The sequence below is a fragment of the Virgibacillus sp. GM2-2 genome (assembly GCF_055329585.1).
Genome location: NZ_JBUZWC010000012.1, coordinates 85,600 through 108,886 on the forward strand (window position 1 = coordinate 85,600; position 23,287 = coordinate 108,886).

The window sequence follows — 23,287 nt, forward strand, 5'->3', positions numbered from 1 at the left end:
CCCGCCTTAACGGGCAGTATAATCCATCTTCAAAATTGCAACTAAATTAATGAATTTCAATTTATACTTCTTGACATTTAATTAAGTCGTTATATTTTCCTCCAAAGAACGCTAATGGCTCACCTTCAGTGATGCAAACATCGGTAACCTCACCAATATACAAGGTATGATCTCCTGCAACGACTGAGCTGTGCACATCACACGTTAAGTTAACGAGTGAACCTTTGATTGTCGGCATGCCATTAAACCAGTTAAAGTCTATATCTCGTTGTTCCTTAATTTGTCCAGCAAAATATGCAGACATTTCCTGTTGTTCACTATTTAAAATACTAACAGCAAATTTACCCGAATCTCGTACATATTTGTTCATATGGGCTTTTTCACCAATTGAAATAAGCACAAGGGCAGGATCCAATGACACAGACATAAACGCATTGGCTGTCATTCCTTTTACTTCGTCGTTAAGCTCCGTTGTAATGACAGTAACCCCAGTCGCAAATTTACCCATTGCTGTTCGAAACGTACGATCATCCATCATCTTCCACTCCTCTCTATTTAACTAGTAACTTGCACTGACTAGATTTAAATAACAAAAGTTGGTTTATGTTGCTTCAGTTTCGCTGGTTTTTGTTCAACTTTTTTCCCAGTTATCACATCAAGGACGGCTGACGCTTCATTAAACCAACTGTCTGGCGCTTCGTGACCCCAGAATGTTTGACGCATTGGATCATTGATATCCCAACGAATTGGCTTGAAGTCAGCATCACTTGTTAAATAATCACCATTGTACAATTCGATACGGTGCCCATCTGGATCCCGTACATATAGGAAGAATGCATTTGACAATCCATGACGGCCTGGTCCACGTTCAATATTTTCACCATATCCCATTGACGCAAGCACATCACACGCATGAATGAGCGCTAATGGATCCGGCAACCAAAAACCAATATGATGTAAACGTGGTCCTAGTCCATTCATAAATGCTTGATCATGTACGGTTTGCTTTCGATGTAGCCAAGTTGCCCATACATCGCCGTCCTCCGTATCCGTATACTCAGAGCAAGCAAAACCTAGTGCATCCTGATAAAAGCTCTGTGCTTTTTCCACGTCTGAAACATTACAATTGAAATGATCAATTCGCTGCATCCTGGCGCCTTTATATAAGTCATATCGCTGAAGCAAGCGTTCAGCAGGTTCAATTTCTGCAAAAAATTCAAGTGGTAAGCCAGAACAATCCTGTACCCGAAGTGTCCGACCAACGGCATGCTGTTCCCCTTTATCCATCCACTTTGTTTGATAGCCTTTCTCCTCAAACATATCTGATAACGCTTTCAAATCATCGTCAGAAGAAACCTTATAACCTAGTGCTTCGACAACTGGTTCCGATGCTTTTTTTAGAACAAGACTGTGGTGAGTGTGTTCTTCTAGACCGCGAAGGTATATATGATTTTCGTCTGATTCTGTTTCAATGAATCCAAGTGCATCTACATAAAATTTACGTGAAGCCTCTAGATCTGTTACATGTAAAATCGCCCGTGCACAACGGATAATAGAAAAGTCCATCGCTCTTCCCCCTTTGTTTTTCGTGCATATATTAACGACTCTATTATTAAAACCGTTAACAATTCAATTGATGTAAAATGCGACATAACTGTTATGTTGATTTACGCTGCGGACAGTAGCTTTCCGCGGGCAACGCCTCAGCCTCCTCGGAAGAAAACCACTTCCTCCGGGGTCTTCAGCTGTTGCTTTTCCCGCAGGAGTCGACTGTCCTACGCTCCAATCAACATCCACGTTAGCGGAGGAAAAACACGGAGACTCCTGTGGGAGCAGAAGCCTAGATGAGACCCCGCAGAGCGTAAGCTCGAGGAGGCTCATCAGCTGCCCACGGAAAGCGCAGTGTTTTTCCGTAGCGGTCGATGCTGCTTGAATTCTCACTAGTTCGCAGTCTACAGATACTGTGAAAAACTTCTTAATGAAAATAAGCTGACTGGTAGCGAGAATTAAATCAAGCGGACACAAGAGCCCTTATTCGATTAAAATTCGGTCAAAAGAGCTTGCTATCGGACACAGGATGCCTTATTTAGTAAATAAATCCTGATTTTAACTTGTTTTCACCTGAATAAGGTCTCCTGAGTCCGCTAAACCCTTAAAACAGGTAAATAAAGTAAAAATAAGGGCTTCTGTGTCCGTTACCAATCAGTGCCAGGCCACCATGTCTAGTTCGCAGTATGCGGAAACGTTGGATCAATCAAACCTAAACACCAACACTAGTAGATTTTTTCAAAAAATCATTTACAAACTGCTTATATGAATCTTTTTCATAGCCTTCAAAATATGCCATTCCCATTTTGATTGGGTCGCCGAAGAAGTAGTATTCGTAATGCGCTTGTCTTGCGCCGAATGCGCTCATGGTAATATCCCATGCGAGACGGAATAATTGTACACGCTCTTCGCCTTCCAAGTTTTTACCCTGTAATCCACTTTTGATAATTGGTCCAATCTCCTCGTGCATAAAGTCAGCCTGAGTAGGAATACCCATTAATCCAGATGCACCAAGAATTCGGATGATTTCTACTAATCTAGGATAAATACGTGGGTACCAGTTACGTGCCGCGTTCAACGCATCAAAGTCTGGTGTCATGGTGCCAGATTCATCTAATTTTGCATTGTGCTCTGCGCGATACAAGTGTGATTTCATCGTTTCTAGCGCTAGCATAATTTCTGTTCCTTTATCTTGAACGTGCTGGAATTTATCGATTCCGATAGAGTCCATCATATTTAAAACGACACCGAGAAGAAATTCTGTTTTCACAATATTTTTTGCCACCACTTGGTGAGACATATGAACAACAGCATTTGTTTCACGGAATGTACGGTTACATACAGAGGAGTTTCCACATACAAATACGCGCTCCCACGGTACGAATACATTTTCAAAGGAGACAATCGCGTCTCCTTCTTCAAAACGTGCTCCAAGCGGGTGATCCCATTCATTTTTGCCATAATCGAATGATTCACGACAAATAAATTTCAATCCATCCGTATTATTCGGAATTGCGAATGCTAGTGAATACGGATCATCCTCTTCCCCTGCCTTCTTAACGGTAGATGGGAATACTAGAATTTCATCCGTAATTCCACCTTGTGTCGCAAGTAACCGGATTCCATTTACAATAATCCCGTCTTCGCGTTCCTCAACAAGCTGGAGTGCAACGTTTCCATCCTTCATCTCTGACTGCATTTTCGCACGGTTCACCTGAGGATGAATTAATGTATGTGTAAGACTAATATCATTTTCTCGCGCATACTCATAATAGTTTCTAGCATTTTCAGCAAAGCGAGGATCTGCTTCTGCGAAAAGACCATTGTTCATGCCCATCGCCATTACTTCAGCGTTCAAGTAGTCCGGTGAACGTCCCATCATGCCACCTGATGTACGCGCCCATTCTTGAATCGCTTCACGGCGTTTAATTAAATCCTCGACAGTTTTTGGTTGAAAAAATGTCATTCCAACCTGATCACCAGACGTTGGTGATGTGTACAACATCTTTTCCTTTTGTTCATACTGTAAGTCGTATAAATGTGCCATGGATTTCACGACGTTTTTAAATGCTGGATGTGTTGTTACATCATCCACACGTTCCCCGTGAATATACACATTGTTATTGGCTTTTTTTAATCGATCGATATACTCTTGACCTGTTTTTGCTGGCATTAGTTTGCCCTCCTTATATTTTCTTCCCAAACTGCGGAATATGATGATCTCCCACCGCTACGTGAATCGCTTTTGGTTCGGTGTAAAATTCCATTATTGCAAATTGGCCACCTTCGCGTCCGATTCCACTTGCCTTCATGCCACCGAATGGAATACGTAGATCACGGACATTTTGCGCGTTAATCCAAAGCATTCCTGCTTCCACTGCTTGTGCTACGCGATGCCCCCGTTTGATGTCGTTCGTCCAAACATATCCAGCTAAACCGTAATCAACGTCATTTGCCATCTGTACAACTTCTTCTTCTGTTTCAAATTCAATGACCGCCATCACCGGTCCGAAAATTTCTTCCTGACTAACACGCATATCGTTTTTTGCATTCAGTAACAAAGTTGGCGGTACAAAATTCCCTGCTTTAACTTCTTCAGGCACAGTACCTTGAATTACCTCACAGCCTTCTTCTTTTGCCAGTTCAATATAACCGGTTACTTTGTCAAAATGCCCTTTATTGATCAATGGCCCAAGCTGTGTTCCAGCGTCCATTGGATCTCCAATTTTCACGTATTCCACGCGTTCTTTCAGTCTTTCAACGAAACGCTCTTTAATGTCCTTGTGTAAAAATACACGTGAATTCGCAGTACATCTTTCACCGTTAAACGAGAAGATACCCCATACCGCTGCATCCAGTGCACGCTCAAAGTCTGCGTCGTCAAACACGATAAGTGGTGATTTTCCACCTAACTCCATCGACGTTTTCTTCAATGAATCTGCACTGTTTTTAATAATTGTCTTTCCAGTCACCGTTTCACCTGTGAATGAAATCGCTTCCACTTTTTCGCTTTTAACAAGCGCATCACCTGCTGTTTCGCCGAAACCGTGAACAACATTAAATACGCCTTTTGGCAATTCTGCTTTATCTACAATTTCTGCTAGTTTATTCGCTGATAGTGGCGAAAGCTCAGCAGGTTTTAAAATAACCGTGTTTCCTGTCGCTAGTGCAGGCGCTACCTTCCATGTTGTTAGCATGAATGGCGCATTCCAGGGTGTAATCAAGCCGACTGCACCAAGTGGTTTGTAGACAGTGTAGTTAATAAATTCATCATCTACCTGATATGCATCACCATGCATTCTCGATTGAACCATACGAGAGTAAAAACGGAAATTTTCCGCAGCACGTCCGATCATCTTTCGTGTCTGGCTGATTGGTAATCCAGAGTCTAATGATTCTAGTATCGCGATTTCTTCTACTTGTTCATCGATTAGATCAGCGATCCGCTCAATATACATCATGCGTTCCTTTTGCTTCATGCTTCCCCATGGGCCATTATGGAAAGCATCATTTGCTGCATCCACAGCTTTTTCAATATCCGCTTTATCCCCTTTTGCTACACGGTTAGTTAATTCATTTGTAAAAGGATTCATGTTGTCGAAGTATTCAGAACTAGTTGATTCTACAAATTCCCCATTGATGTATAATTTTACGTCGTCTACTTTTCTATGTTCCACGTATTTCACCTTCTTTTACAATAGATTGTAAGATTTTAATGTTTCACGAATTTCGTTTTGCACTGCATCAGATGGCACATCAAGCGGCTTTCGTAATACTGGTTTAATTTTACCTAGCATACCTAGCGCAGCTTTTGCTGGTGCAGGGTTTGTATCCCTGAATAGTACGTCGTTAAGCGGCATAAGTGAATAATGTAAATCCTGTGCACCCTTCACATCGCCCGCTTCCCATTTGTTGTAAAGCTCTGCCACTTCTTTTGGCGCAACATTTGCAGTCGCACTAATGTGACCAGCCCCGCCAATCGCAAGCATTGGATAGCATAACACTTCAATACCTGAATAAAGATTAAAATCGCGACCTGCCTTCAGCAATACCTTGTTTACGTGTTCAAAATCTTTATTCGCTTCTTTTACACCGATAATATTTTCACAATCCTGAGCTAAACGTGCGATCGTATCAGCCTCTAAGTTTACCGCTGTACGTCCAGGAATGTTATATAAAATAATTGGAATATCAACTGAATCAGCTACTGTTTTAAAATGCTTATATAATGCATGTTGGTTTGGCTTATTGTAATACGGAACAATCACCATCGCACCGTCCGCGCCCATTTCTTGCGCAGCTTTTGTCATTCGCATCGTTTCAGCATGATTAGTTGAACCAGTTCCAGGAATGAACGGTACACGACCGTTTACCGTTTTACATGCAGCCTCCATCACTTGAATTCGTTCCTCAACGGACATTGAGCTCGGCTCACCGGATGTTCCCGTTACCGAAATTCCGTGACTCCCTTGTTCGATATGCCAATTTATTAGTTCCTTGAATTTATCAAAATCAATACTTTCGTCTTCGTTAAACGGTGTAATGACTGGAGAAATTGATCCCCTGAACCGCTTTTTCGCTTCTTCATACGCCATTATTACTATTCCTCCCGTTGATCAAATTAATTTACTGTTAACCAAGCTACAGCCTTTAACCCTAACAACTGGTTTGTCATGATGAATATACGGAAACTTAGCCGTGCTTTCACATGCCAATTTATTTGTACGTTACTGATCAGCCGCCTTCGCTCTCTTTAAAATTTTCTGAACAATTAAATCGTATATGATTTCAAATATGATGTCAATGCGTAGAAAATGCTAGAATTTTCGCATTCGTTGGGCGCCGTAGCTTCGTGCGTTTTAAAAATTTTTTCGATATTGTAACCGCTTTCTTTTCGCAAAAAAATAAACTCTGTTGGGACAGTTGAATCGATTGTTCCATTCCCAGCAGAGTTAATTATGTCTTGCTTATTTCTAGTTGTTTTAGTCTTCTACGTTCAAAATCCTCTGCTGTTCTTACTTTATGCAAACGTGCTAAGCTTTCAAGCTTTGTACCATCTGCTTTGTTTTGAAGCATCTCAATCAATTCTTCATGCTCTTTGATCGATTCCTTTACCCGTTTTGAATACAATGTCGAGCCAATTCCTCGAATAGAATCAAGCCTTGACCATGTATCTTTTATTGTTTCAACCAGATATGGATTCGTGCATTCCTCGCAAATTACTTGATGAAATTCAAAGTTCAGCTTTCCATAACGTAAAATATCAAACTCTTCCAGTGCCTCCTCCATTGACTTATTTTTTTCTTTCAAAAGAGCAACTTTTTCCTGTGGAAAATTTGTACCTACCATTGCAGTCGCATACCCTTCTAAAACTGCTAACACACGCAATGTATCAGAATATGCCGTTTCGTTAACCTCCGCAACAACTGGACCGACATTTTGCTTGTAAAAAATCAGTCGCTCCGATTCTAGCTGACGAATTGCTTCGCGAACAGGAATCGAACTGGATTTCAGTTCTTTTGCGATTTGATCAATGACTATTCGTTGCCCAGGTACAAAAATTCGTTCAATAATTCGTTCTTTAATAACCCGATACGCCTTCTGTTGCTTATTTTCTTTTATCATAATAGTCTAATAATATATGATATGGTATATGACGTCAAGAAGAGACCTAGTATTTTGTGACAAAATACTAGGTCTCTTTTACGAAATTATATTTAGTAATAGCGTTACACTTATTACACTTACAAGCGTTGTAACTAACGTAATACTAGATACTAGATCTGGTTCTGTATCAAATTCAATTGCGTACATTGTAGTTGTAGCTGCACTTGGCATCGCTGCTACAATTAGGAGCACTGACGCGATTAGAGCGTCCACATCAAACATCCAGATGAATAAAAAGGCAAGAGCAGGTGAAATAATCATCCGAACGACCACTGCTGAAGTAATAATATTCCAGTTAAATTTTAGTGATGTAATGGATGCAAGCTGCATGCCAAGCATTACCATCATAACTGGAATAGCTGCTTGCCCAACCATTGTTAACGTGGAATATACTGGATTAGGAATTTCCCACGGAACTTCTTGAAAGATAAATGCTAGAATCGCTGCATAAGTGGCTGGCATTTTAAAGATTGTTTTAATAGCACGTGGAATTCCACTTGTACTTCGAGATGCGTAATATACCCCGAAAAAATTCATCACCAAAGATTGTAAAACCATAAAGAAAATCGCATATGGAAGCGCTGTCTCCCCAACACTATACAAAATAACTGGAACGCCGTAATTCCCTCCGTTCATAAATGCAGTAGTCAGTATAGTCGCGCTCTCCACTGATTGATTCCACTCGAAAACACGAGCAAGGATTTTGTTAATAACAATCATCAGAAATAATAAAAAGAATGCAAAAGCTATAATAATCGTAAACCCTTGATCATATTCGGCTTCATAAAGCGAGGTGAACACAAGCGCCGGCAAAAATATGTAAATCGATACTGTTGCAATCGATTTTACATCCAACACACGAATCCGTTGCAAGATAAACCCTACACTAAACACAGCTATAATTGGTAATACTACCTCGAAAAACAGCCCCATTATTACACCTCCCTATTTTACATAAAACAGTCCATACAACTAATTTGTATGGACTGTTTACTGCATTTAGTCACGCGGACGTTCTTTAAGCTCTTCACCATTTTTTCCTTCAAATCGTAATCCCCATCCTGTTAGTGCCGCAATTAGCATAATAAATACTAGGAACCAGCCTTGAAATACAAATGGCCACACTTCAGTTGGTGCTACAACCGGTAACCATTCATACGTTTGCTGTGATAATTTGATGGTTGACCAACCAAGCAACACTGGTGCTCCCCATGGGAAAATATAACCAAGTGCAGAGGTTACAGCATCTAGCATATTCGCTCGACGATACCGGTGAATCTTATACTTTTCACCAAGCTCCTTAACAAATGGCGCTGCTGCAATCTCGGCAGCTGTATTAATAGTTATGGCGCTATTTAATAGTGCTACGATACTCCAAATGGAAACCTCCGCACGACGCACAGAATTTTTTATCCATTTTATCATTGTACCAGTTATCGCATCCATTGTACCACCCAATTTCAGCAAATGAGCGGCTGCTACAATAAGCAGAATCAAGATTGCCATGTTCATATAACCCATTACACCATCAACTAGCGCTCCAGTAATCACCGTATCTGAATCAGGATCAAAGTTAATGATATCGGAAAATTCTCCTAGATTCATAAACACAATGAGCGGAATCGAAGCAAGGATTCCCCATGTCAACGATGTAACCAAATGCTGTCCAGATAAAGCTAAAATAAGTACAATTGCAAACGGGACAAGCATAATCAATCCAGTCGGTTCGTTCGCTTCAAGCAATGCGTTCGCTGACTCTCCACCAACAGCATTACCGCCACCACCGAATATTGCGAACAATATAACAGATGGAATCGCTGCCATAATGGAATACTTAAAACGACTTCTAACTACACCCGGTACATCCGCTTCCTGTGTTGTTGCAGAAACAATCGTTGTATCGGAAACCGGTGCCAGGTTGTCCCCAAATACCGCTCCAGCCAAGATAGCTGCGAACATAAATACAGGGTCTGCTCCCACCGCTACACCAGCTGGGTACATCAAAGTACAAAACGCCACCGTTGTACCATAACCAGTACCTACTGCAGTAGAGAACGTTGATGCTAATAAAAATGTTAGTGCTACAAATAATCCACCAGTAACACCAGTGACACTTCCAATCCACACAAGTCCTTCAACTAGTCCACCAACCTGCAAAATTTGAGCAAACATTCCAGCATAGAACCATGCTACAATTGCCACTACACCAACAGGCTGCGCTAGCCCATCAAATAACCCTTGTGCATAATCTCCCCATTTACTTTTACTAAAAAACAATCCTATTGTAATACCAATGAGGGCGCCCATAACAAGGCCGATTTCAGACGATAACTTTAGAACACTCGTTGTAATCGCCCATACAACAAAAAATATAAGCGGAACCGCTGCACCAAATGCACCAAATCTAAAATCTAGTTTTTGTATCCGCTTACTTCCTTCCGTACGCGCTAACTCTTCTTCTTGTGATGTCATCTTTCTCCTCCTCGCTGTCTTAACGGGACCAAATATGGCACCTCGTCTACTGTTAGGAAACTTGGTTTATCGCCAATCATTACTGGCGAAAGCCATAGTTATCCTCCCACTGATATCCTCTTATCAGTGAAAGTAAAAACAGCCATCAATTAGGATGACTGTTACTTTAAACTACCTATATTACTCTATCATATTTTATAAAAAATTAGAAATCGATGAAGAACCAATCTACTTATTGGTTAGAAAACTTGGCTTATTGCTAGAAAGTCTTCGTTGCACTTATGCATAAGAAAGCATTTTTACTTTCTTACCTGTTAAAAAATGCCTCTGCCTTTTCTAAAAATTTCTCTTGATCAGGTGAAAGATCATATTCTTCTTCAATTGCATCCACTGGGCAAACCGCTTTACAAGCACCGCAATCAATACAAATGTCTGGATCTATGTAAAATTGATCCTCGCCTTCCTCTATGCAATCAACAGGACACACACTGACACATTCTGCTGATTTTTCTGGGCCACAAGGGTCCAAAATAACAAATGCCACTACATTCCCCTCCTTATTACGAAAGCTTGGCTATTCGATAAAACGAAAATAACGAAAGCCTAAGCATGCACTCTATATCTAAAAAGCATCTACTTATTTCTAGTGCTAAAAATCAATCTTCCTTTATTAAATAATAGAAGCGTTGGTAATTTCAAGCTCCTTGCTTATATTATTTATTTAATTTCTTTCAAAATATAAATGATAATGCCTAGCGCAGCCTGGATTAAATGGCTTTTTACAAGATGGACATGTAGCTTCACTGTTTACATATTCGTGTATGGTAAGTTCTGATCCACATGAACCACATAACACTGCCTTTTCATTAAACATTGACTTTGGCCAAACCTTCGTTTGTTCACATCCATGCTCGGCGTGACATTTATAACAAGGAAAATATTCTCCACAACAATAAAATTTTATCGCAATCCGGTCATTTTCCAAATGATAGTGTTTACACCTTGTCTCATTATCTATTGCCCCAATTACTCTCATCCTATCCCTCCATTACTAGCATACCAAATTGCGCGTCATACAAACAGTCAAGCAGATCAACTTGACATTTGATCCTATTCCTGTATACTAGAGTAGTTAGATTTTGTAATAATAAAAGTAAGAATTGGCATTCTACGCAATGCATGTTAGAAAACTTATTCACACTGGCGCGACTAAGGGGTCGCAAGGACGTAAAAGCAGGTAGGGTTTACGTTGCTTAAGTTAGTGGAATTATTACCGCGGTAATGAAAGCAGGAACACTTTCAAATGGAAATTATTCTCCCGTTAAAAAAGTGTTCAAAAAGGAGGATAAAAAGGACCGAGAATTTCGAGGCAGCGTAGTTTTGAGTACCGGAACGTATGCTATTAATACGTGAGGAAACGGAAAAACAAGCTAACGAAGAAAATCGAAGTGTCATTTTTACCGGACTTTTTGAACTACCTATAATAGGGATGGAAAATAAATCAAACTTTTATGTTACACAATGAATCGGAGGGGTACTCTTATAATGAGGGTGCCCCTTTTCCAATACATAGAGAAAAGCGAAGGCGACTGGGTAGCGGCGTACAAATAGATAGGCAGGTGAAAAGTAGGGTGATTATTCCCTACGTTCATCCTGACTAACTATTTGCTAGGCGCTGGGAGCCGCAGCTGGATCAGGAAAAGCGGAGACGACTGGTTAGAAGCGGACGCATAAGTAAGGAACCTTAGAGTGCATGGGTTTGAGCACTCGAAGTGTTCATTAATTATGACGGCAGCTTCTAGGAGCCGCAGCTGGATCATGTAAAGCGGAGGCGACTGGGTAGAAGCGAACGCATAAGTAAGGAACCGTAGAGTGCATGGGTTTGAGCACTCGAAGTGTTCATTAATTATGACGGCAGCTTCTAGGAGCCGTAGCTGGATCAGGAAAAGCGGAGGCGACTGCACATCGAACAGGAAGCGCGGAGGAAATGGAAATTTCTTAAACGGACAGAGAATCCGCTATTACTAGTAAAAACGCACAACTTGAGGGTTAAGTGGACACAGAGGACCTTATTTGCATTTATAAACCATGAAATCACGCTTTTTTGTGAAATAAGGCATCTCATGTCCGCAAGCATAAAGAATTTGGCCATTTTTATGCAAATAACGGATCCTATGTCCGCTTAAGAAAATAAGTCACTATCTCCTTCGCTATCTAATAAAAAGTAGCCCATTAGCACAACGAAACAACGTCATAACCAATAAATAATAACAAAGAAAGCAGGCTAGAAAATGAATGAGTTAATCGTAGGTACAATTCAAACCATGAAGGTCTTGAGAAAAATTGACACTGGATATGTGTTACAAAAAAATAGGGAAGATGTACTTTTACACAGGAATGAAGCATCAGGTGAGTTAGAAGAAGATCAAGAAGTTGATGTTTTTTTGTACACAGACAAAAAAGGACAAATCATCGCAACCATGACATTACCAACGATACAGCGTGACCAGTATGGATGGGTAGAAGTTGTGGAAGTGGTGAAAAATCTTGGTGTGTTTGTCAACATTGGCACATCAAAAGAAATTCTAGTATCCACGGATGACTTACCTGTTTACGAGGATGTCTGGCCGATTCCTGGAGATAAGTTATATGTTACATTAGGTGCGGATCGAAAAGGACGTCTTCTTGCACTTCCAGCATCCGAGGGAATTCTAGATTTCGAAATTGTTAATGCACCAGAAGAAACGTTGAATCAAACGTTAAGCGGTCGAGTATATCGTACTAGTCGAGAAGGTTCCGTTATTCTAACTGAAGAACGTTATCGAGGGTTCATTCATCACACCGAACGAAAAACGGAGCCAAGGCTTGGCGAATGGGTAAGCGGACGTGTCATCGAGGTAAAAGCCGATGGCAGCTTAAACATGTCACTTAGACCATTAAAGCAACACGGCATGATTGAGGATGCGGATATAATTATGCAGCACCTTGAAGAAAATGATGGTGTCATTCCATTTAGTGATAAAAGTGATCCAGACGACATACGCGGAACGTTTCAAATCAGTAAAGCTGCCTTCAAACGTGCATTAGGTAAATTAATGAAAGAAGGCAAAATTGAACAGAAAAACGGTGAAACATTCTTAAAAGAATAATCCCTTTAAAACACCTACTTGCTAGTGGGTGTTTTTTGTTAACCACATTTCTATCAGCACAAATCCGTCCATTTCACATATACTACAACCCACATCAGAAAACTCTGTTTTGCATAAACATTCCGTCTGTAGCGCAAAATAACGGAACATGAAATTCATCTCTTGACTATTGTTTTCTAATAAACTATTATGTTAAAGGCATTAATTCATATAAATATACTAGGAATTAAAAATAAAGGAGGAAACACGTTGAAAAAATTACTTTTCAGCTTACTTATCACACTTAGTTTAGCGATTGTTTTATCTGCTTGTGGTTCAAGCGAAGAAAACGCTTCTGGTGGAGATAACGGCGATTCAGATAGCAAGAGTCTTTACCAAAGCATTCAGGATAAGGGAGAAATTCTCATTGGTACTGAAGGAACTTATCCACCATTCACTTTCCATAACGAAGAAGGTGAACTTACTGGTTTTGATGTAGAAATTGCACGTGAAGTTGCTGATCGACTCGGTGTGAAAGCAGTTTTTAAAGAAACAAAATGGGATGCTATGTTTGCAGGGCTAAACTCCGAACGTTTTGACATGATTGCAAATCAAGTAGGTATTACTCCAGAACGTAAAGAAAAATATGAGTTCTCAGAGCCTTATACAAAATCATCAGCGGTACTTGTCACGCACGAAGACAACACAGAAATTAAATCCTTTGAGGACATTGAAGGAGTTCCGGTAGCACAATCGTTAACAAGTAACTATGCACAAATCGCCAAAGAACATGGTGCTGAAGTTACATCAGTTGACGGATTTAAAGAAGCAATGCAATTAATCGCATCTAAGCGAGTTAAGGCAACGATAAACGATCGTCTTTCTGTTCTAGATTTCAAAAACACACAAAAAGATGCACCAGTTAAAATCGTTGATACAGAGGATAACGCTTCCGAAACCGCGTTCGCTTTCCGTGAAGGTAGCGACGAATTGATTAAGGCTGTCAATGAAGCACTTGCCGAAATGAAAGAAGACGGCACTTATCTAGAAATTTCGAAAAAGTGGTTTGGCGAAGATGTATCTAAGTAATATTTTTACAAGCCCAGAAATGCAACAGAAATACCTTGATATTTTTATAAGCTCCCTTTGGCCATTAATCCAGGGAGCTTTAATCTATACTATTCCGTTAGCCTTGATCACATTTGTTCTTGGACTTATTCTTGCTGTATTAACAGCACTTGCCAGGCTGTCAGGCATCAAGCCTTTACAATGGATAGCCAGGTCCTATGTTTCGATTATCCGAGGGACACCATTACTTGTTCAGCTATTTATTATCTTTTTCGGACTTCCTAGTGTTGGAATAACGATTAATTCCTTTACTGCTGCAATAATCGGTTTTTCGTTAAGTGTTGGAGCATACAGCTCAGAAATTATTCGTGCAGCGATTCTTTCCATTCCAAAAGGACAATGGGAAGCAGGATTTTCTATCAGCATGACTTATACCCAAGCATTAAAACGTGTCATTTTACCACAAGCAACACGTGTATCTATTCCACCACTTTCAAACTCATTTATTAGTCTGGTAAAAGATACATCACTTGCATCGACAATTATTGTGGCTGAAATGTTTCGAAAAGCACAGGAAATCGCTGCGCAGAACTATGAATTTTTGCTAGTCTATTCGGAAGCAGCACTAATTTATTGGGTCATTTGTTTAATTCTTTCGTTCTTCCAAGGCAGAATCGAACAAAAATTAGATCGATATATTGCGAAGTAGGGGGATATCATGTTAGCTGTTAACGATTTACACATTCAATTTGGCGACCTTGAGGTGTTAAAAGGACTTGATTTAAGCATTGAAAAAGGAAAAGTAATTGTAATGATCGGACCGTCCGGATCTGGAAAAACAACTTTTCTTCGTTGCTTAAATGCACTTGAGACACCGAACAAAGGCGTTATCACAATCAATAAACAAGAGGTAGATTTCGGGAGCAACCCAAAGAAAAAGCAAATTCGCGAATTGCGTAAACAAACAGGGATGGTGTTTCAAACACACAATCTCTTCCCCCATTTCACTGCAGCAGAAAATGTGATGGAGGGACTCATAACCGTTAAAAAAATGAGAAAAACTAATGCGCGCAAAATTGCACATGAGCTTTTAACAAAAGTGGGACTTGCAGAAAAAGTCGATGTCTATCCATACCAATTATCTGGTGGACAACAACAACGTGTCGGAATTGCTCGTGCACTTGCGATGGATCCACAGCTTATTTTATTCGACGAACCGACTTCTGCGCTTGATCCCGAGCTTGTTGGGGAAGTTTTAAAAGTAATGAAAGATCTTGCAGAAGAAGGTATGACGATGGTTGTCGTTAGTCATGAAATGAAGTTCGCCAAAGAAGTGGCAGACGAAGTTTTATTTATGGATAATGGTGTCATTGTCGAACGCGGAAATCCTGCAGACATATTTGAACGACCACAACAAGAACGTACGAAACAATTTTTAAATAAACTACAATAGACGAAATGGCTGGCAGTTACTGTCGGCCGTTTTTGTTATACTGATATGTACAAGGATATCTTGTCACTGCGTCCATTTATATGTAAACTGCGAACTACTGAAAATTCAAGCAGCATCGACCGCTACGGAAAAACACTGCGCTTTCCGTGGGCAGCTGATGAGCCTCCTCGAGCTTACGCTCTGCGGGGTCTCATCTAGGCTTCTGCTCCCACAGGAGTCTCCGCGTTTTTCCTCCGCTAGATTTGTGCTGCATAACACATTATTATTAATCCTTGATGGAAAAAACATTCTATTTTGGCAATTGATTGGAGCGGAGGGCAGTCGACTCCTGCGGGAACAGCGCGAGCTGAAGACCCCGCAGAGTGATTTTCTCGAGGAGGCTGAAGCCGTGCCCGCGGAAAGCGACTGTCCGCAGCGGAAATCAACGTTTTTGTTACCATAGACTTAAATTTTCATAAGTTCGCAATTTACTTCAACTGTAAACTAACTCAAAGAGCATGTTTGGTATCGGACTGAGAATGCCTTATTTACCTTTTTTACCTTTATTTCGAGGATTATCGGACACACGATGCCTTATTAAACTAAAAAACATGATTTTCAACTGTTTTTACTCAAATAAGGAATCCTGAGTCCGATAACAACCGCATTTACCCTTATTTTTCACAAATAAGGGATCGTGAGTCCGCTAGCTGGCACCCTGCATGCAATCTTTCCAGTACGCTCGAACTGTTACATCACTAGCCTTGCCCGCAGCGGAAATCAACGATGCTACTATCATAAGTATGAATTTTCACTAATTCGCAATTTACTTCGACTTCGTGTCTATTTATGTTATTTTTGTTAAATACGCAAAAAATAATCAGATGTTTCAAAAAAGGAGCCATCACCAATGAACAAGCCATTAGAAAGAACGTTTTATTACCAACCTACACTAGATCTTGCTCAAGCGCTTCTCGGCTGCTTGTTAACAAAGGAAACAGCAGACGGTGTAGCGTCAGGAATCATTGTCGAAACAGAAGCATATATCGGACCAGATGATCGTGCTGCGCATAGCTTCGGCAACAGAAGAACGAAACGAACGGAAATCATGTTTGGCGAACCGGGAATTACATACACATATTCCATGCATACACATTGTCTGTTTAACGTAGTAAGTGGAAAACGAGATTGTCCAGAAGCGATATTGGTGCGGGCTGTTGAACCTGTGACAGGTCAAGAATTGATGAATGAAAGAAGACCGAAAGCGAAGAATGAAATCCAGTGGACAAATGGTCCAGGAAAGTTAACGAAAGCACTTGGAATTTCAATGAGTGATTATGGTCACCCATTAGAACAGTCACCTTTAACAATTACAGAAGGTCGTAAAATAGCCCACGATCATATTATGGCAGGACCACGAATCGGTATCCATAATTCTGGTGAGGCGGTACATTATCCTTGGCGGTTTTGGATTAAAGGCAGCAAATATATTTCAAGATAACCGTTCTAATGTTTTTCTTTATCATGCATTTCCTCATATGCTGCAAGAAAATTTTTATAGGTTTCTTGCCCGAAACGTTCTGTATTTCCTGCAAAAAATTCCGTTAAAGTGTACGCGCGTGCTTCATCAAGTGTACAATTCAACGTATTCATTTGCAGTTTGAAATAAGACTTGAAATAAGCTTCACTTAATTTGGATCCATTTTTTATAACCATTACCGTACCCTCCTACGTATCACCGTACATTTAGCATGAAATGAACGACTGATTTAGTTTGCTCAAATAATAAGTTCTCTGCGTTTTCAATGCACGCTTCCAAGGAGAGTGGCTCGTTAATAATAGAGAAACACCCTACAAACTGTGCTCGTAAAACGTCCAGATCACCCGCTAATCTTCCAGAAATCAAAACAATTGGGACGCCATAGTTTTGAGCAAGCATTGCAATATAACCGGGGGCTTTGCCATAAAGTGTTTGTTCATCACTTTGTCCCTCTCCAGTAATGACCAAATCAGCATGTTTAATCGACTCTTCCAACATCGCAGCATCCGCTATCAATTTAGCTCCTGATAATAAATGTGCTCCAATTGTTAATAACGCAAATCCTAATCCACCTGCAGCTCCTGCTCCAGCGAAATCTCTGTAGGATTTATGAAGCTTCTCTTCAATTAGATCTGCATAATTACACATCGCTGCATCGTATTGCTTCACTTGTTCACGTGTAGCTCCTTTTTGCGGACCATAAATAAAACTAGCACCTCTTGGACCACATAACGGATTATCCACATCACAAGCTACTTGAATGTCAACTTCCTGTAAGCGTTTCTCTATTTCTTCAAAACTTATTTTATGTACCTTTGGAAGATCACAACCAAAACCGCTTAACTCTATTCCGTCCTTATCCCATGCCTTCATTCCTAATGCTTGAAGCATACCCAGTCCACCATCATTTGTTGCACTTCCACCTAGTCCAAGAATGAATGTTGTACATCCGTTTTGAAGTGCATCAAGCATCATTTCCCCAACACCAAATGATGTTGTGTAATCTGGATTTCGTTTTTCAATGGGAACTTGAGATAATCCCGCAACCTTGGAATATTCTATTATAGCAGTATGATTATTTACAATTCCATAGCACGTGTCAATTTGATTACCTAATGGTCCTGTGCAACGAATTGGAATACGTTTTCCACCAGAAGATGCAAGTAACGCTTCCAGTGTGCCCTCCCCACCATCTGCCATTGGTTTTTTAACCACTTCACAATTGGGGAGTACGTCACAGACAGCTCGTTTCATAATTTCTGCTGCTTGTGATGCGGATAAACTATCTTTGAATGAATCAGGTGCTAATATTATTTTATTCATTAAGACTATTCTCCCTTAAAGGATTTAAAAAATAAAAGATTTTTCCGAATATTTATCTCCTATTATAAAAACATTCGCTCCTATGAATGTCAATAAAAAACCACCTCAGAATTACTCTGAAATGGTTTTGCATGTTTAAACATTAATTATAAGAGTGAAATAATCCATCCGATTACAACAATTGCACCAATAATCATTAAAATTGTACGTAGCATGTCAATCATCCTTTCGTTCGTCTGTGACCTGTGCTTATAAATTACCCAGACGTGATGATTTATAAACCATTACTACTTATATATGTAGAGATTGAGGAAATATGTTACTTTTGAATTTCAAAGATATCGTCTAATTTGTCAGACATAAATGCGTGACAATCCTCTACTCCCATATTATAGATAACCGGCGCCAACTCTTCCATAAAAAAGTCCAAAATTAATAACGAAGCAAGATTCCCTATATCTTCACCGCGTTCTGTTTCAAAATATCCCTTGATTGAGCTTGCCATTTCATCCTTTTTTTCCTTTGATAATTCGAATTTTGGCTTCATGCAACGACCTCCTTTTTTAGATTACTCGATATATGCATTGTACAGTATAGCATGTGCTGAAGTTTTTCTTATACTGTAATCCATAAATTTCTTTCTTAAAATACACGGCTGCCTTAATATTGCAAGTTAACTTATTACGCAAGCAGGAATTGGATACTTTTTGTCGAATGATTACTTAGACGAGGAGGGTCTTACATGCAAACATTCGAAAACTATACGTACGAACGACCAAACATGGATAAAGAAAAAAGCGCGTTTCAAGATTTACTTAACACTTTTAAAAATGCAACTTCAATTGAAGAGGCGAACAATGCAATTAACGAAATTAATAAATTTCGCAATCACCTTTCAACATTATTTAATTTAGTTTATATTCGTGCATCCATTGATACGAATGATGATTTTTATCAAAAAGAACGTGATTTTTTTGACGATATCGAGCCGGAAATTAAATCACTTAATACGGATTTTTACAAGGAATTGATTCAGTCACCCTACCGTGATGAACTAGAAAACAAATGGGGTAAGCAGCTATTTCAAATTGCCGACTTCGAAATAAAGGCGTTTGATTCAAAAGTTATTCATCTACTTCAAAAGGAAAATAAACTAGCATCTGAATACTCAAAGCTTGTGGCATCAGCTGAAGTAGAGTTTGAGGGTAAAACACTTACCTTAGCTCAGCTCAGCCCATATGCACAGAATAAAGATCGTGATGTTCGTAAAAAAGCTGTTGAAGCAAGTGCAGGTTTTTTCACAGAGCATCAGCACAAATTTGATGACATTTATGATCAATTAGTAAAAACACGTCATGAAATTGCGACTACCCTTGGTTATAAAAACTTTGTAGAGCTAGGCTATATTCGCATGCTTCGTATCGATTATGATGCCGAAATGGTCAGTGTTTTTCGTAAACAAGTGCGCGAATCAATTGTTCCGCTCGTATCGAAGCTTTACGAAAAGCAAGCCGAACGTATTGGCGTTGACAAACTAAAGAGCTATGATGAGTCATTTAAATTTAAATCAGGAAACGCTATTCCAAAAGGTACTCCGGAATGGATTATTGAAAATGGAAAGAAAATGTACGAAGAACTGTCACCAGAGACAAAAGGATTTTTCCAATTTATGTTAGACCGTAATTTAATGGACTTAGAAGCGAAAAAAGGAAAAGAAGCTGGTGGCTACTGTACCTTTATTGATGATTATGAGTCACCGTTTATTTTTGCAAATTTCAACGGTACTTCAGGAGATGTGGACGTTCTTACACATGAAGCTGGACATGCTTTTCAGGTATACGAAAGCAGAAATATTGGCATCCCAGAATACATTTGGCCAACACACGAATCTGCCGAAATCCATTCGATGAGTATGGAATTTTTCACATGGCCGTGGATGGAGTTGTTTTTCCAAGACGATACAGACAAATATAAGTATTCCCATTTAGCAGATGGTCTACAATTTCTGCCATATGGTGTTGCGGTTGACGAATTTCAGCATCTCGTATATGAAAATCCAGATTGGACACCTGAGGAACGAAATCAGGCATGGAAAAAATTGGAGGAAACATACTTACCGCACCGTGACTATGATGGAAATGAATACCTAGAGTCAGGTCGCTTTTGGCAACGTCAAGGCCACATTTACGATGTACCATTCTATTATATTGATTATACGCTTGCGCAAATTTGTGCGTTTCAGTTCTGGAAACGAGCACAGGAAGATCATAAAAGTGCATGGGAAGATTACATCAAGCTATGTCAATTAGGTGGTAAAAAAGCATTTCTTGGTCTAGTTGAGGCAGCAAACTTGCAATCTCCTTTTAAAGAGGGCTGTGTTGAGTCAGTAGTTGATACAATTGAAGAATGGCTCGATGGCGTAGATGATCAAGCGCTATAGTATACGAAAACCCTGCTTTTCTATAATGAAAGCAGGGTTTCTTATTTTACTCTACCAACTTGTCCATCCTCAAGACGAACCTTGATTCCGTGTGGGTGAAACGATGATTTTGTTAATAAATCTTTTACAACGCCACGAGTTAATCGTCCGGAACGCTGGTCTTTTTTCAATACAATATCTACCTCGAGTCCTGGATAGATTTGTACTCGATACCTTCCGTCTACTGTCATGATTATGATCCTTTCTGTAAGAGGGAGTCGTTTCCCGGGTTGGGATGGTTGCGGTCCGGGTTGAGCTGGAGTTGCCTGAGTTGACGCCTCCCACGCCCAAGTTTGAGTGCGTGTCGCCTGAGTTCTTGTCAAGGTCGCCCGAGTCTGTGGTGTGCTCTCCCAAGTTTGATGTACTTTGGACCAAGTCTGTGGTCTTGTCTCCCGAGTTTGATGTCCTGTCGCCAAAGTTTGTGCATCTCTCTCAGGTTTGGTGATCTGTCGCCCGGATTTGTGCATTCAACAAGTCGGACTAATTCCCGCTAATCAATCACACGATTCAAAAAGATTCAAGCTACCAATTCGCCGTGCCGCTTCTGTAAGTCGCTCCTCATCGGCCAGTAAACCAACACGTACGTAACCTTCTCCTGCCTTGCCAAAACCATTCCCAGGTGCGGTAACTACATGTGCCTTTTCCAGTAATAAATCAGCAAATTGTTCAGAAGTGTATCCATTAGGGACAGGTAACCAAGCAAAAAATGTTCCTTTAGGCGCATCAATCTTCCACCCAATTTCACTTATTTTTTCGATAAACGTATTTCGGCGATTTTCATATGTATCCACTAGTTTACGTACCGCTTCTTGGTTACCATTTAATGCACTCGCTGCCGCCTGTTGTATCCCGCCAAATAGACTGACATACAAGTGATCTTGGATTAGATTTATGCTTTCAACAACGGATTGATTTCCAACCGCAAACGCTACACGCCACCCAGCCATATTGTATGTTTTCGATAATGTGTACATCTCAACCCCGATATCTTTTGCCCCGTCAGACTGTAAAAAGCTTTGTGGCTTTTCCCCATCAAAACCAATTGCTCCATAAGCAAAATCATGCAGCACACAAATGTTATGTTTTTTAGCCACCTCAACCGTTTCATCAAAGAATTTCTTTGTAGCAGTCGCAGATGTCGGGTTGTTTGGATAGTTTAAAAACATTAATTTTGCCTGTTCTAGCGTGGAATCTGCAATCTGGCGATAATCAGGCAAAAATTTATTTTCCTGAAGTAACGGCATCATCGCCGTATCAGCATTCGCCAATGCGATTCCCGACATGTAATCGGGATAGCCAGGGTCAGGCAATAATGCTAAATCTCCAGGATTCAATAAGCATTGACTTAGCTCAACCAGTCCTGTTTTTGACCCAAAAAGAATCGCAACTTCCTTTTCAGGATCCACATCCACACTGTATTCTCGTTTATAAAAATCTGCCATTGCCTGTTTCGCATAGGGGAATCCTTGGAAAGGTGAATATTTATGATTGACTGGATTCTTAGCCGCTTCCTGTAGTGCTTCTACTATGTATTCAGGTGTTGGCAAATCTGGATTCCCCTGACCAAGATTAATCACGTCGTATCCTTCTTGCTGAAGTTGTTGTACCTTCCTCACAAGTTTTGCAAAAAACTGCTCGGGTAGTCGCTTCAATGTTTCTGATTGCTCAAATCGTCGCACATCGCTCACTCCCCCAAATATAGTTGTTATCAATACTAGACGCGTAATTATGATTTGTAAAGAATAATAATCGTTCTATTCAAACAAAAACGACTCAAGGTTAGTGTTCATTTACATCTTTAGTCGTTCTTATCTATCCAACTCTTGATGATACTCCCCATGGATAAATCCAAGGGTTTCAGTGGAATACAGGTAAGATCCTGCATTGTCCGACTGAGGGGCGACCACAAGCCCCCTTACACATCAGGCATATAGCCTTCAGCTTTGCTTATTGAATTTGTACTCGTTTGGGGGACAGAAGGAAGTCTCTTCGCTCTAGTGTTCCAAACGGTCTTTCAATGCCGCAATGCTTCCGCAGGATATTAAACGCAGCGTTGATATCCGCATTGATTTGAACCTTCGTTCCTTTCACCCTATAAAAGGCGCGACAAATACGGCGTCCAGAAAAGATGATTCCGTTCTTCTCCCCGTTATAGACGGGAATTGGGTCCACACTTAAGAAACACGCTTTCGACGTATAGCTTTCTTCTCGCGTCACAACTTGAATGCCAACCGATTCTGCCTTGTACGTAATCATTGCGATCAGCTTCGCAAACGGAAGTTGAATGAATGTCTGCTTGTCAGCTTTTCGCATGTTAACCTTCACCTTCCATTTGTCGTTCCTGCCGATAATAATCGTGTCGATTCCTCGGTCCATCGCAATGTTGACAATCGCACGGCTTGCTTTGTGCATAAAATCGGTAACGCGGTATGCACGTTTACGGTCAAGGTTTTTCAGTTTCCGGGACATGTGTTGTCCTTCCTTCTCCTGCAGTCCGTTCCGTAAGATTCGTATCATCTTCGCCCTTTCTTTGTTGTACTGGTGGTTGATAGATTTCAACACCTTGCCCTTAACAATGACAGGCTGCCCGCCTGTATTATCTGCAATGGCTGCAAGGTTATCAACGCCAA

23 protein-coding genes are annotated in these 23,287 nt (G+C 40.3%); 7 read left to right on the top strand and 16 right to left on the bottom strand.

Annotation, left to right across the window (positions count from 1 at the left end; all coding sequences use genetic code 11):
• Positions 1-61 precede the first annotated feature (61 nt).
• The 10 genes from ACY9Z2_RS13950 to ACY9Z2_RS13995 form a co-directional block, all read right to left on the bottom strand.
• Positions 62-535: a flavin reductase family protein gene (locus ACY9Z2_RS13950; RefSeq protein ID WP_463610261.1), complete on the bottom strand. Its 474-nt coding sequence runs from the start codon at positions 533-535 to the stop codon at positions 62-64.
• A gap of 47 nt (positions 536-582) precedes the next feature.
• The gene (gene hpaD, locus ACY9Z2_RS13955; RefSeq protein WP_463610262.1) at positions 583-1,566 is read right to left on the bottom strand and encodes a 3,4-dihydroxyphenylacetate 2,3-dioxygenase; all 984 of its coding nucleotides are present in this window, start codon (positions 1,564-1,566) and stop codon (positions 583-585) included.
• A gap of 694 nt (positions 1,567-2,260) precedes the next feature.
• Positions 2,261-3,721 (bottom strand): 4-hydroxyphenylacetate 3-monooxygenase, oxygenase component, encoded by a 1,461-nt coding sequence (hpaB, locus tag ACY9Z2_RS13960; protein WP_463610263.1) that lies wholly within the window; start codon positions 3,719-3,721, stop codon positions 2,261-2,263.
• A 13-nt stretch (positions 3,722-3,734) separates the two neighbouring features.
• Complete coding sequence (gene hpaE, locus ACY9Z2_RS13965) at positions 3,735-5,225, bottom strand: 5-carboxymethyl-2-hydroxymuconate semialdehyde dehydrogenase (protein WP_463610264.1); 1,491 nt, start codon at positions 5,223-5,225, stop codon at positions 3,735-3,737.
• Between the two features lie 15 nt (positions 5,226-5,240).
• A complete protein-coding gene (hpaI, locus tag ACY9Z2_RS13970; RefSeq protein WP_463610265.1) occupies positions 5,241-6,143 on the bottom strand; it encodes a 2,4-dihydroxyhept-2-ene-1,7-dioic acid aldolase in 903 nt (300 codons plus the stop codon).
• Between the two features lie 361 nt (positions 6,144-6,504).
• Complete coding sequence (locus ACY9Z2_RS13975) at positions 6,505-7,173, bottom strand: GntR family transcriptional regulator (RefSeq protein ID WP_463610266.1); 669 nt, start codon at positions 7,171-7,173, stop codon at positions 6,505-6,507.
• 78 nt (positions 7,174-7,251) lie between these two features.
• The gene (locus ACY9Z2_RS13980) at positions 7,252-8,148 is read right to left on the bottom strand and encodes an AEC family transporter (RefSeq protein ID WP_463610267.1); all 897 of its coding nucleotides are present in this window, start codon (positions 8,146-8,148) and stop codon (positions 7,252-7,254) included.
• Positions 8,149-8,214: 66 nt separating this feature from the next.
• Positions 8,215-9,687, bottom strand: coding sequence for a Na+/H+ antiporter NhaC family protein (locus ACY9Z2_RS13985; RefSeq protein WP_463610268.1), 1,473 nt, complete (start codon positions 9,685-9,687; stop codon positions 8,215-8,217).
• Between the two features lie 307 nt (positions 9,688-9,994).
• Positions 9,995-10,231, bottom strand: coding sequence for a ferredoxin family protein (locus ACY9Z2_RS13990; protein ID WP_463610269.1), 237 nt, complete (start codon positions 10,229-10,231; stop codon positions 9,995-9,997).
• 177 nt (positions 10,232-10,408) lie between these two features.
• Complete coding sequence (locus tag ACY9Z2_RS13995; RefSeq protein ID WP_463610270.1) at positions 10,409-10,723, bottom strand: CHY zinc finger protein; 315 nt, start codon at positions 10,721-10,723, stop codon at positions 10,409-10,411.
• Positions 10,724-11,083: 360 nt separating this feature from the next.
• Here ACY9Z2_RS13995 and ACY9Z2_RS14000 point away from each other — a divergent pair, with 360 nt between their 5' ends.
• From ACY9Z2_RS14000 to ACY9Z2_RS14025, 6 genes are all read left to right on the top strand, one after another.
• Positions 11,084-11,212, top strand: a complete 129-nt coding sequence (locus tag ACY9Z2_RS14000) for a hypothetical protein (RefSeq protein WP_463610271.1) — start codon at positions 11,084-11,086, stop codon at positions 11,210-11,212.
• A gap of 766 nt (positions 11,213-11,978) precedes the next feature.
• The gene (locus ACY9Z2_RS14005) at positions 11,979-12,836 is read left to right on the top strand and encodes a CvfB family protein (RefSeq protein WP_463610272.1); all 858 of its coding nucleotides are present in this window, start codon (positions 11,979-11,981) and stop codon (positions 12,834-12,836) included.
• 249 nt (positions 12,837-13,085) lie between these two features.
• On the top strand, positions 13,086-13,904 hold the full coding sequence (locus ACY9Z2_RS14010) for an amino acid ABC transporter substrate-binding protein (protein ID WP_463610273.1): 819 nt from the start codon (positions 13,086-13,088) through the stop codon (positions 13,902-13,904).
• Entirely contained in the window at positions 13,891-14,592 is a 702-nt protein-coding gene (locus tag ACY9Z2_RS14015; RefSeq protein ID WP_463610286.1) for an amino acid ABC transporter permease, read from the top strand. The genes ACY9Z2_RS14010 and ACY9Z2_RS14015 overlap by 14 nt, the downstream gene beginning before the upstream one ends.
• 9 nt (positions 14,593-14,601) lie before the next feature.
• Entirely contained in the window at positions 14,602-15,336 is a 735-nt protein-coding gene (locus tag ACY9Z2_RS14020; RefSeq protein ID WP_463610274.1) for an amino acid ABC transporter ATP-binding protein, read from the top strand.
• 889 nt (positions 15,337-16,225) lie between these two features.
• Complete coding sequence (locus tag ACY9Z2_RS14025; RefSeq protein WP_463610275.1) at positions 16,226-16,816, top strand: DNA-3-methyladenine glycosylase; 591 nt, start codon at positions 16,226-16,228, stop codon at positions 16,814-16,816.
• Between the two features lie 5 nt (positions 16,817-16,821).
• On the opposite strand, the gene ACY9Z2_RS14030 is transcribed toward ACY9Z2_RS14025, so the two are convergent.
• The 3 genes from ACY9Z2_RS14030 to ACY9Z2_RS14040 all read right to left on the bottom strand — a co-directional run bounded on the left by ACY9Z2_RS14030 (position 16,822) and on the right by ACY9Z2_RS14040 (position 18,725).
• On the bottom strand, positions 16,822-17,031 hold the full coding sequence (locus ACY9Z2_RS14030; protein ID WP_463610276.1) for a hypothetical protein: 210 nt from the start codon (positions 17,029-17,031) through the stop codon (positions 16,822-16,824).
• A gap of 19 nt (positions 17,032-17,050) precedes the next feature.
• A complete protein-coding gene (locus tag ACY9Z2_RS14035; protein WP_463610277.1) occupies positions 17,051-18,178 on the bottom strand; it encodes a glycerate kinase in 1,128 nt (375 codons plus the stop codon).
• A gap of 319 nt (positions 18,179-18,497) precedes the next feature.
• Positions 18,498-18,725 carry a DUF2164 domain-containing protein gene (locus ACY9Z2_RS14040; protein WP_463610278.1) on the bottom strand — a complete coding sequence of 76 codons (228 nt, stop codon included), beginning with the start codon at positions 18,723-18,725 and terminating at the stop codon, positions 18,498-18,500.
• A 195-nt stretch (positions 18,726-18,920) separates the two neighbouring features.
• Here ACY9Z2_RS14040 and ACY9Z2_RS14045 point away from each other — a divergent pair, with 195 nt between their 5' ends.
• The gene (locus tag ACY9Z2_RS14045; RefSeq protein ID WP_463610279.1) at positions 18,921-20,618 is read left to right on the top strand and encodes a M3 family oligoendopeptidase; all 1,698 of its coding nucleotides are present in this window, start codon (positions 18,921-18,923) and stop codon (positions 20,616-20,618) included.
• Positions 20,619-20,659: 41 nt separating this feature from the next.
• On the opposite strand, the gene ACY9Z2_RS14050 is transcribed toward ACY9Z2_RS14045, so the two are convergent.
• The 3 genes from ACY9Z2_RS14050 to ACY9Z2_RS14060 form a co-directional block, all read right to left on the bottom strand.
• Positions 20,660-20,848 (bottom strand): YwbE family protein, encoded by a 189-nt coding sequence (locus tag ACY9Z2_RS14050; protein ID WP_463610280.1) that lies wholly within the window; start codon positions 20,846-20,848, stop codon positions 20,660-20,662.
• A 303-nt stretch (positions 20,849-21,151) separates the two neighbouring features.
• The gene (locus tag ACY9Z2_RS14055; RefSeq protein ID WP_463610281.1) at positions 21,152-22,336 is read right to left on the bottom strand and encodes a pyridoxal phosphate-dependent aminotransferase; all 1,185 of its coding nucleotides are present in this window, start codon (positions 22,334-22,336) and stop codon (positions 21,152-21,154) included.
• A gap of 268 nt (positions 22,337-22,604) precedes the next feature.
• Positions 22,605-23,287 (bottom strand): IS200/IS605 family accessory protein TnpB-related protein (locus ACY9Z2_RS14060; protein WP_463610282.1); only part of this gene is annotated, 683 nt, incomplete at its 5' end.

Coding starts and splice junctions, on each gene's coding strand:
- ACY9Z2_RS13950 (WP_463610261.1), bottom strand. CDS start 535: ATGGATGATCGTACGTTTCGAACAGCAATGGGTAAATTTGCGACTGGG.
- hpaD (WP_463610262.1), bottom strand. CDS start 1,566: ATGGACTTTTCTATTATCCGTTGTGCACGGGCGATTTTACATGTAACA.
- hpaB (WP_463610263.1), bottom strand. CDS start 3,721: ATGCCAGCAAAAACAGGTCAAGAGTATATCGATCGATTAAAAAAAGCC.
- hpaI (WP_463610265.1), bottom strand. CDS start 6,143: ATGGCGTATGAAGAAGCGAAAAAGCGGTTCAGGGGATCAATTTCTCCA.
- ACY9Z2_RS13975 (WP_463610266.1), bottom strand. CDS start 7,173: ATGATAAAAGAAAATAAGCAACAGAAGGCGTATCGGGTTATTAAAGAA.
- ACY9Z2_RS13980 (WP_463610267.1), bottom strand. CDS start 8,148: ATGGGGCTGTTTTTCGAGGTAGTATTACCAATTATAGCTGTGTTTAGT.
- ACY9Z2_RS13985 (WP_463610268.1), bottom strand. CDS start 9,687: ATGACATCACAAGAAGAAGAGTTAGCGCGTACGGAAGGAAGTAAGCGG.
- ACY9Z2_RS13995 (WP_463610270.1), bottom strand. CDS start 10,723: ATGAGAGTAATTGGGGCAATAGATAATGAGACAAGGTGTAAACACTAT.
- ACY9Z2_RS14000 (WP_463610271.1), top strand. CDS start 11,084: ATGCTATTAATACGTGAGGAAACGGAAAAACAAGCTAACGAAGAAAAT.
- ACY9Z2_RS14005 (WP_463610272.1), top strand. CDS start 11,979: ATGAATGAGTTAATCGTAGGTACAATTCAAACCATGAAGGTCTTGAGA.
- ACY9Z2_RS14015 (WP_463610286.1), top strand. CDS start 13,891: ATGTATCTAAGTAATATTTTTACAAGCCCAGAAATGCAACAGAAATAC.
- ACY9Z2_RS14020 (WP_463610274.1), top strand. CDS start 14,602: ATGTTAGCTGTTAACGATTTACACATTCAATTTGGCGACCTTGAGGTG.
- ACY9Z2_RS14025 (WP_463610275.1), top strand. CDS start 16,226: ATGAACAAGCCATTAGAAAGAACGTTTTATTACCAACCTACACTAGAT.
- ACY9Z2_RS14030 (WP_463610276.1), bottom strand. CDS start 17,031: ATGGTTATAAAAAATGGATCCAAATTAAGTGAAGCTTATTTCAAGTCT.
- ACY9Z2_RS14035 (WP_463610277.1), bottom strand. CDS start 18,178: ATGAATAAAATAATATTAGCACCTGATTCATTCAAAGATAGTTTATCC.
- ACY9Z2_RS14040 (WP_463610278.1), bottom strand. CDS start 18,725: ATGAAGCCAAAATTCGAATTATCAAAGGAAAAAAAGGATGAAATGGCA.
- ACY9Z2_RS14045 (WP_463610279.1), top strand. CDS start 18,921: ATGCAAACATTCGAAAACTATACGTACGAACGACCAAACATGGATAAA.
- ACY9Z2_RS14050 (WP_463610280.1), bottom strand. CDS start 20,848: ATGACAGTAGACGGAAGGTATCGAGTACAAATCTATCCAGGACTCGAG.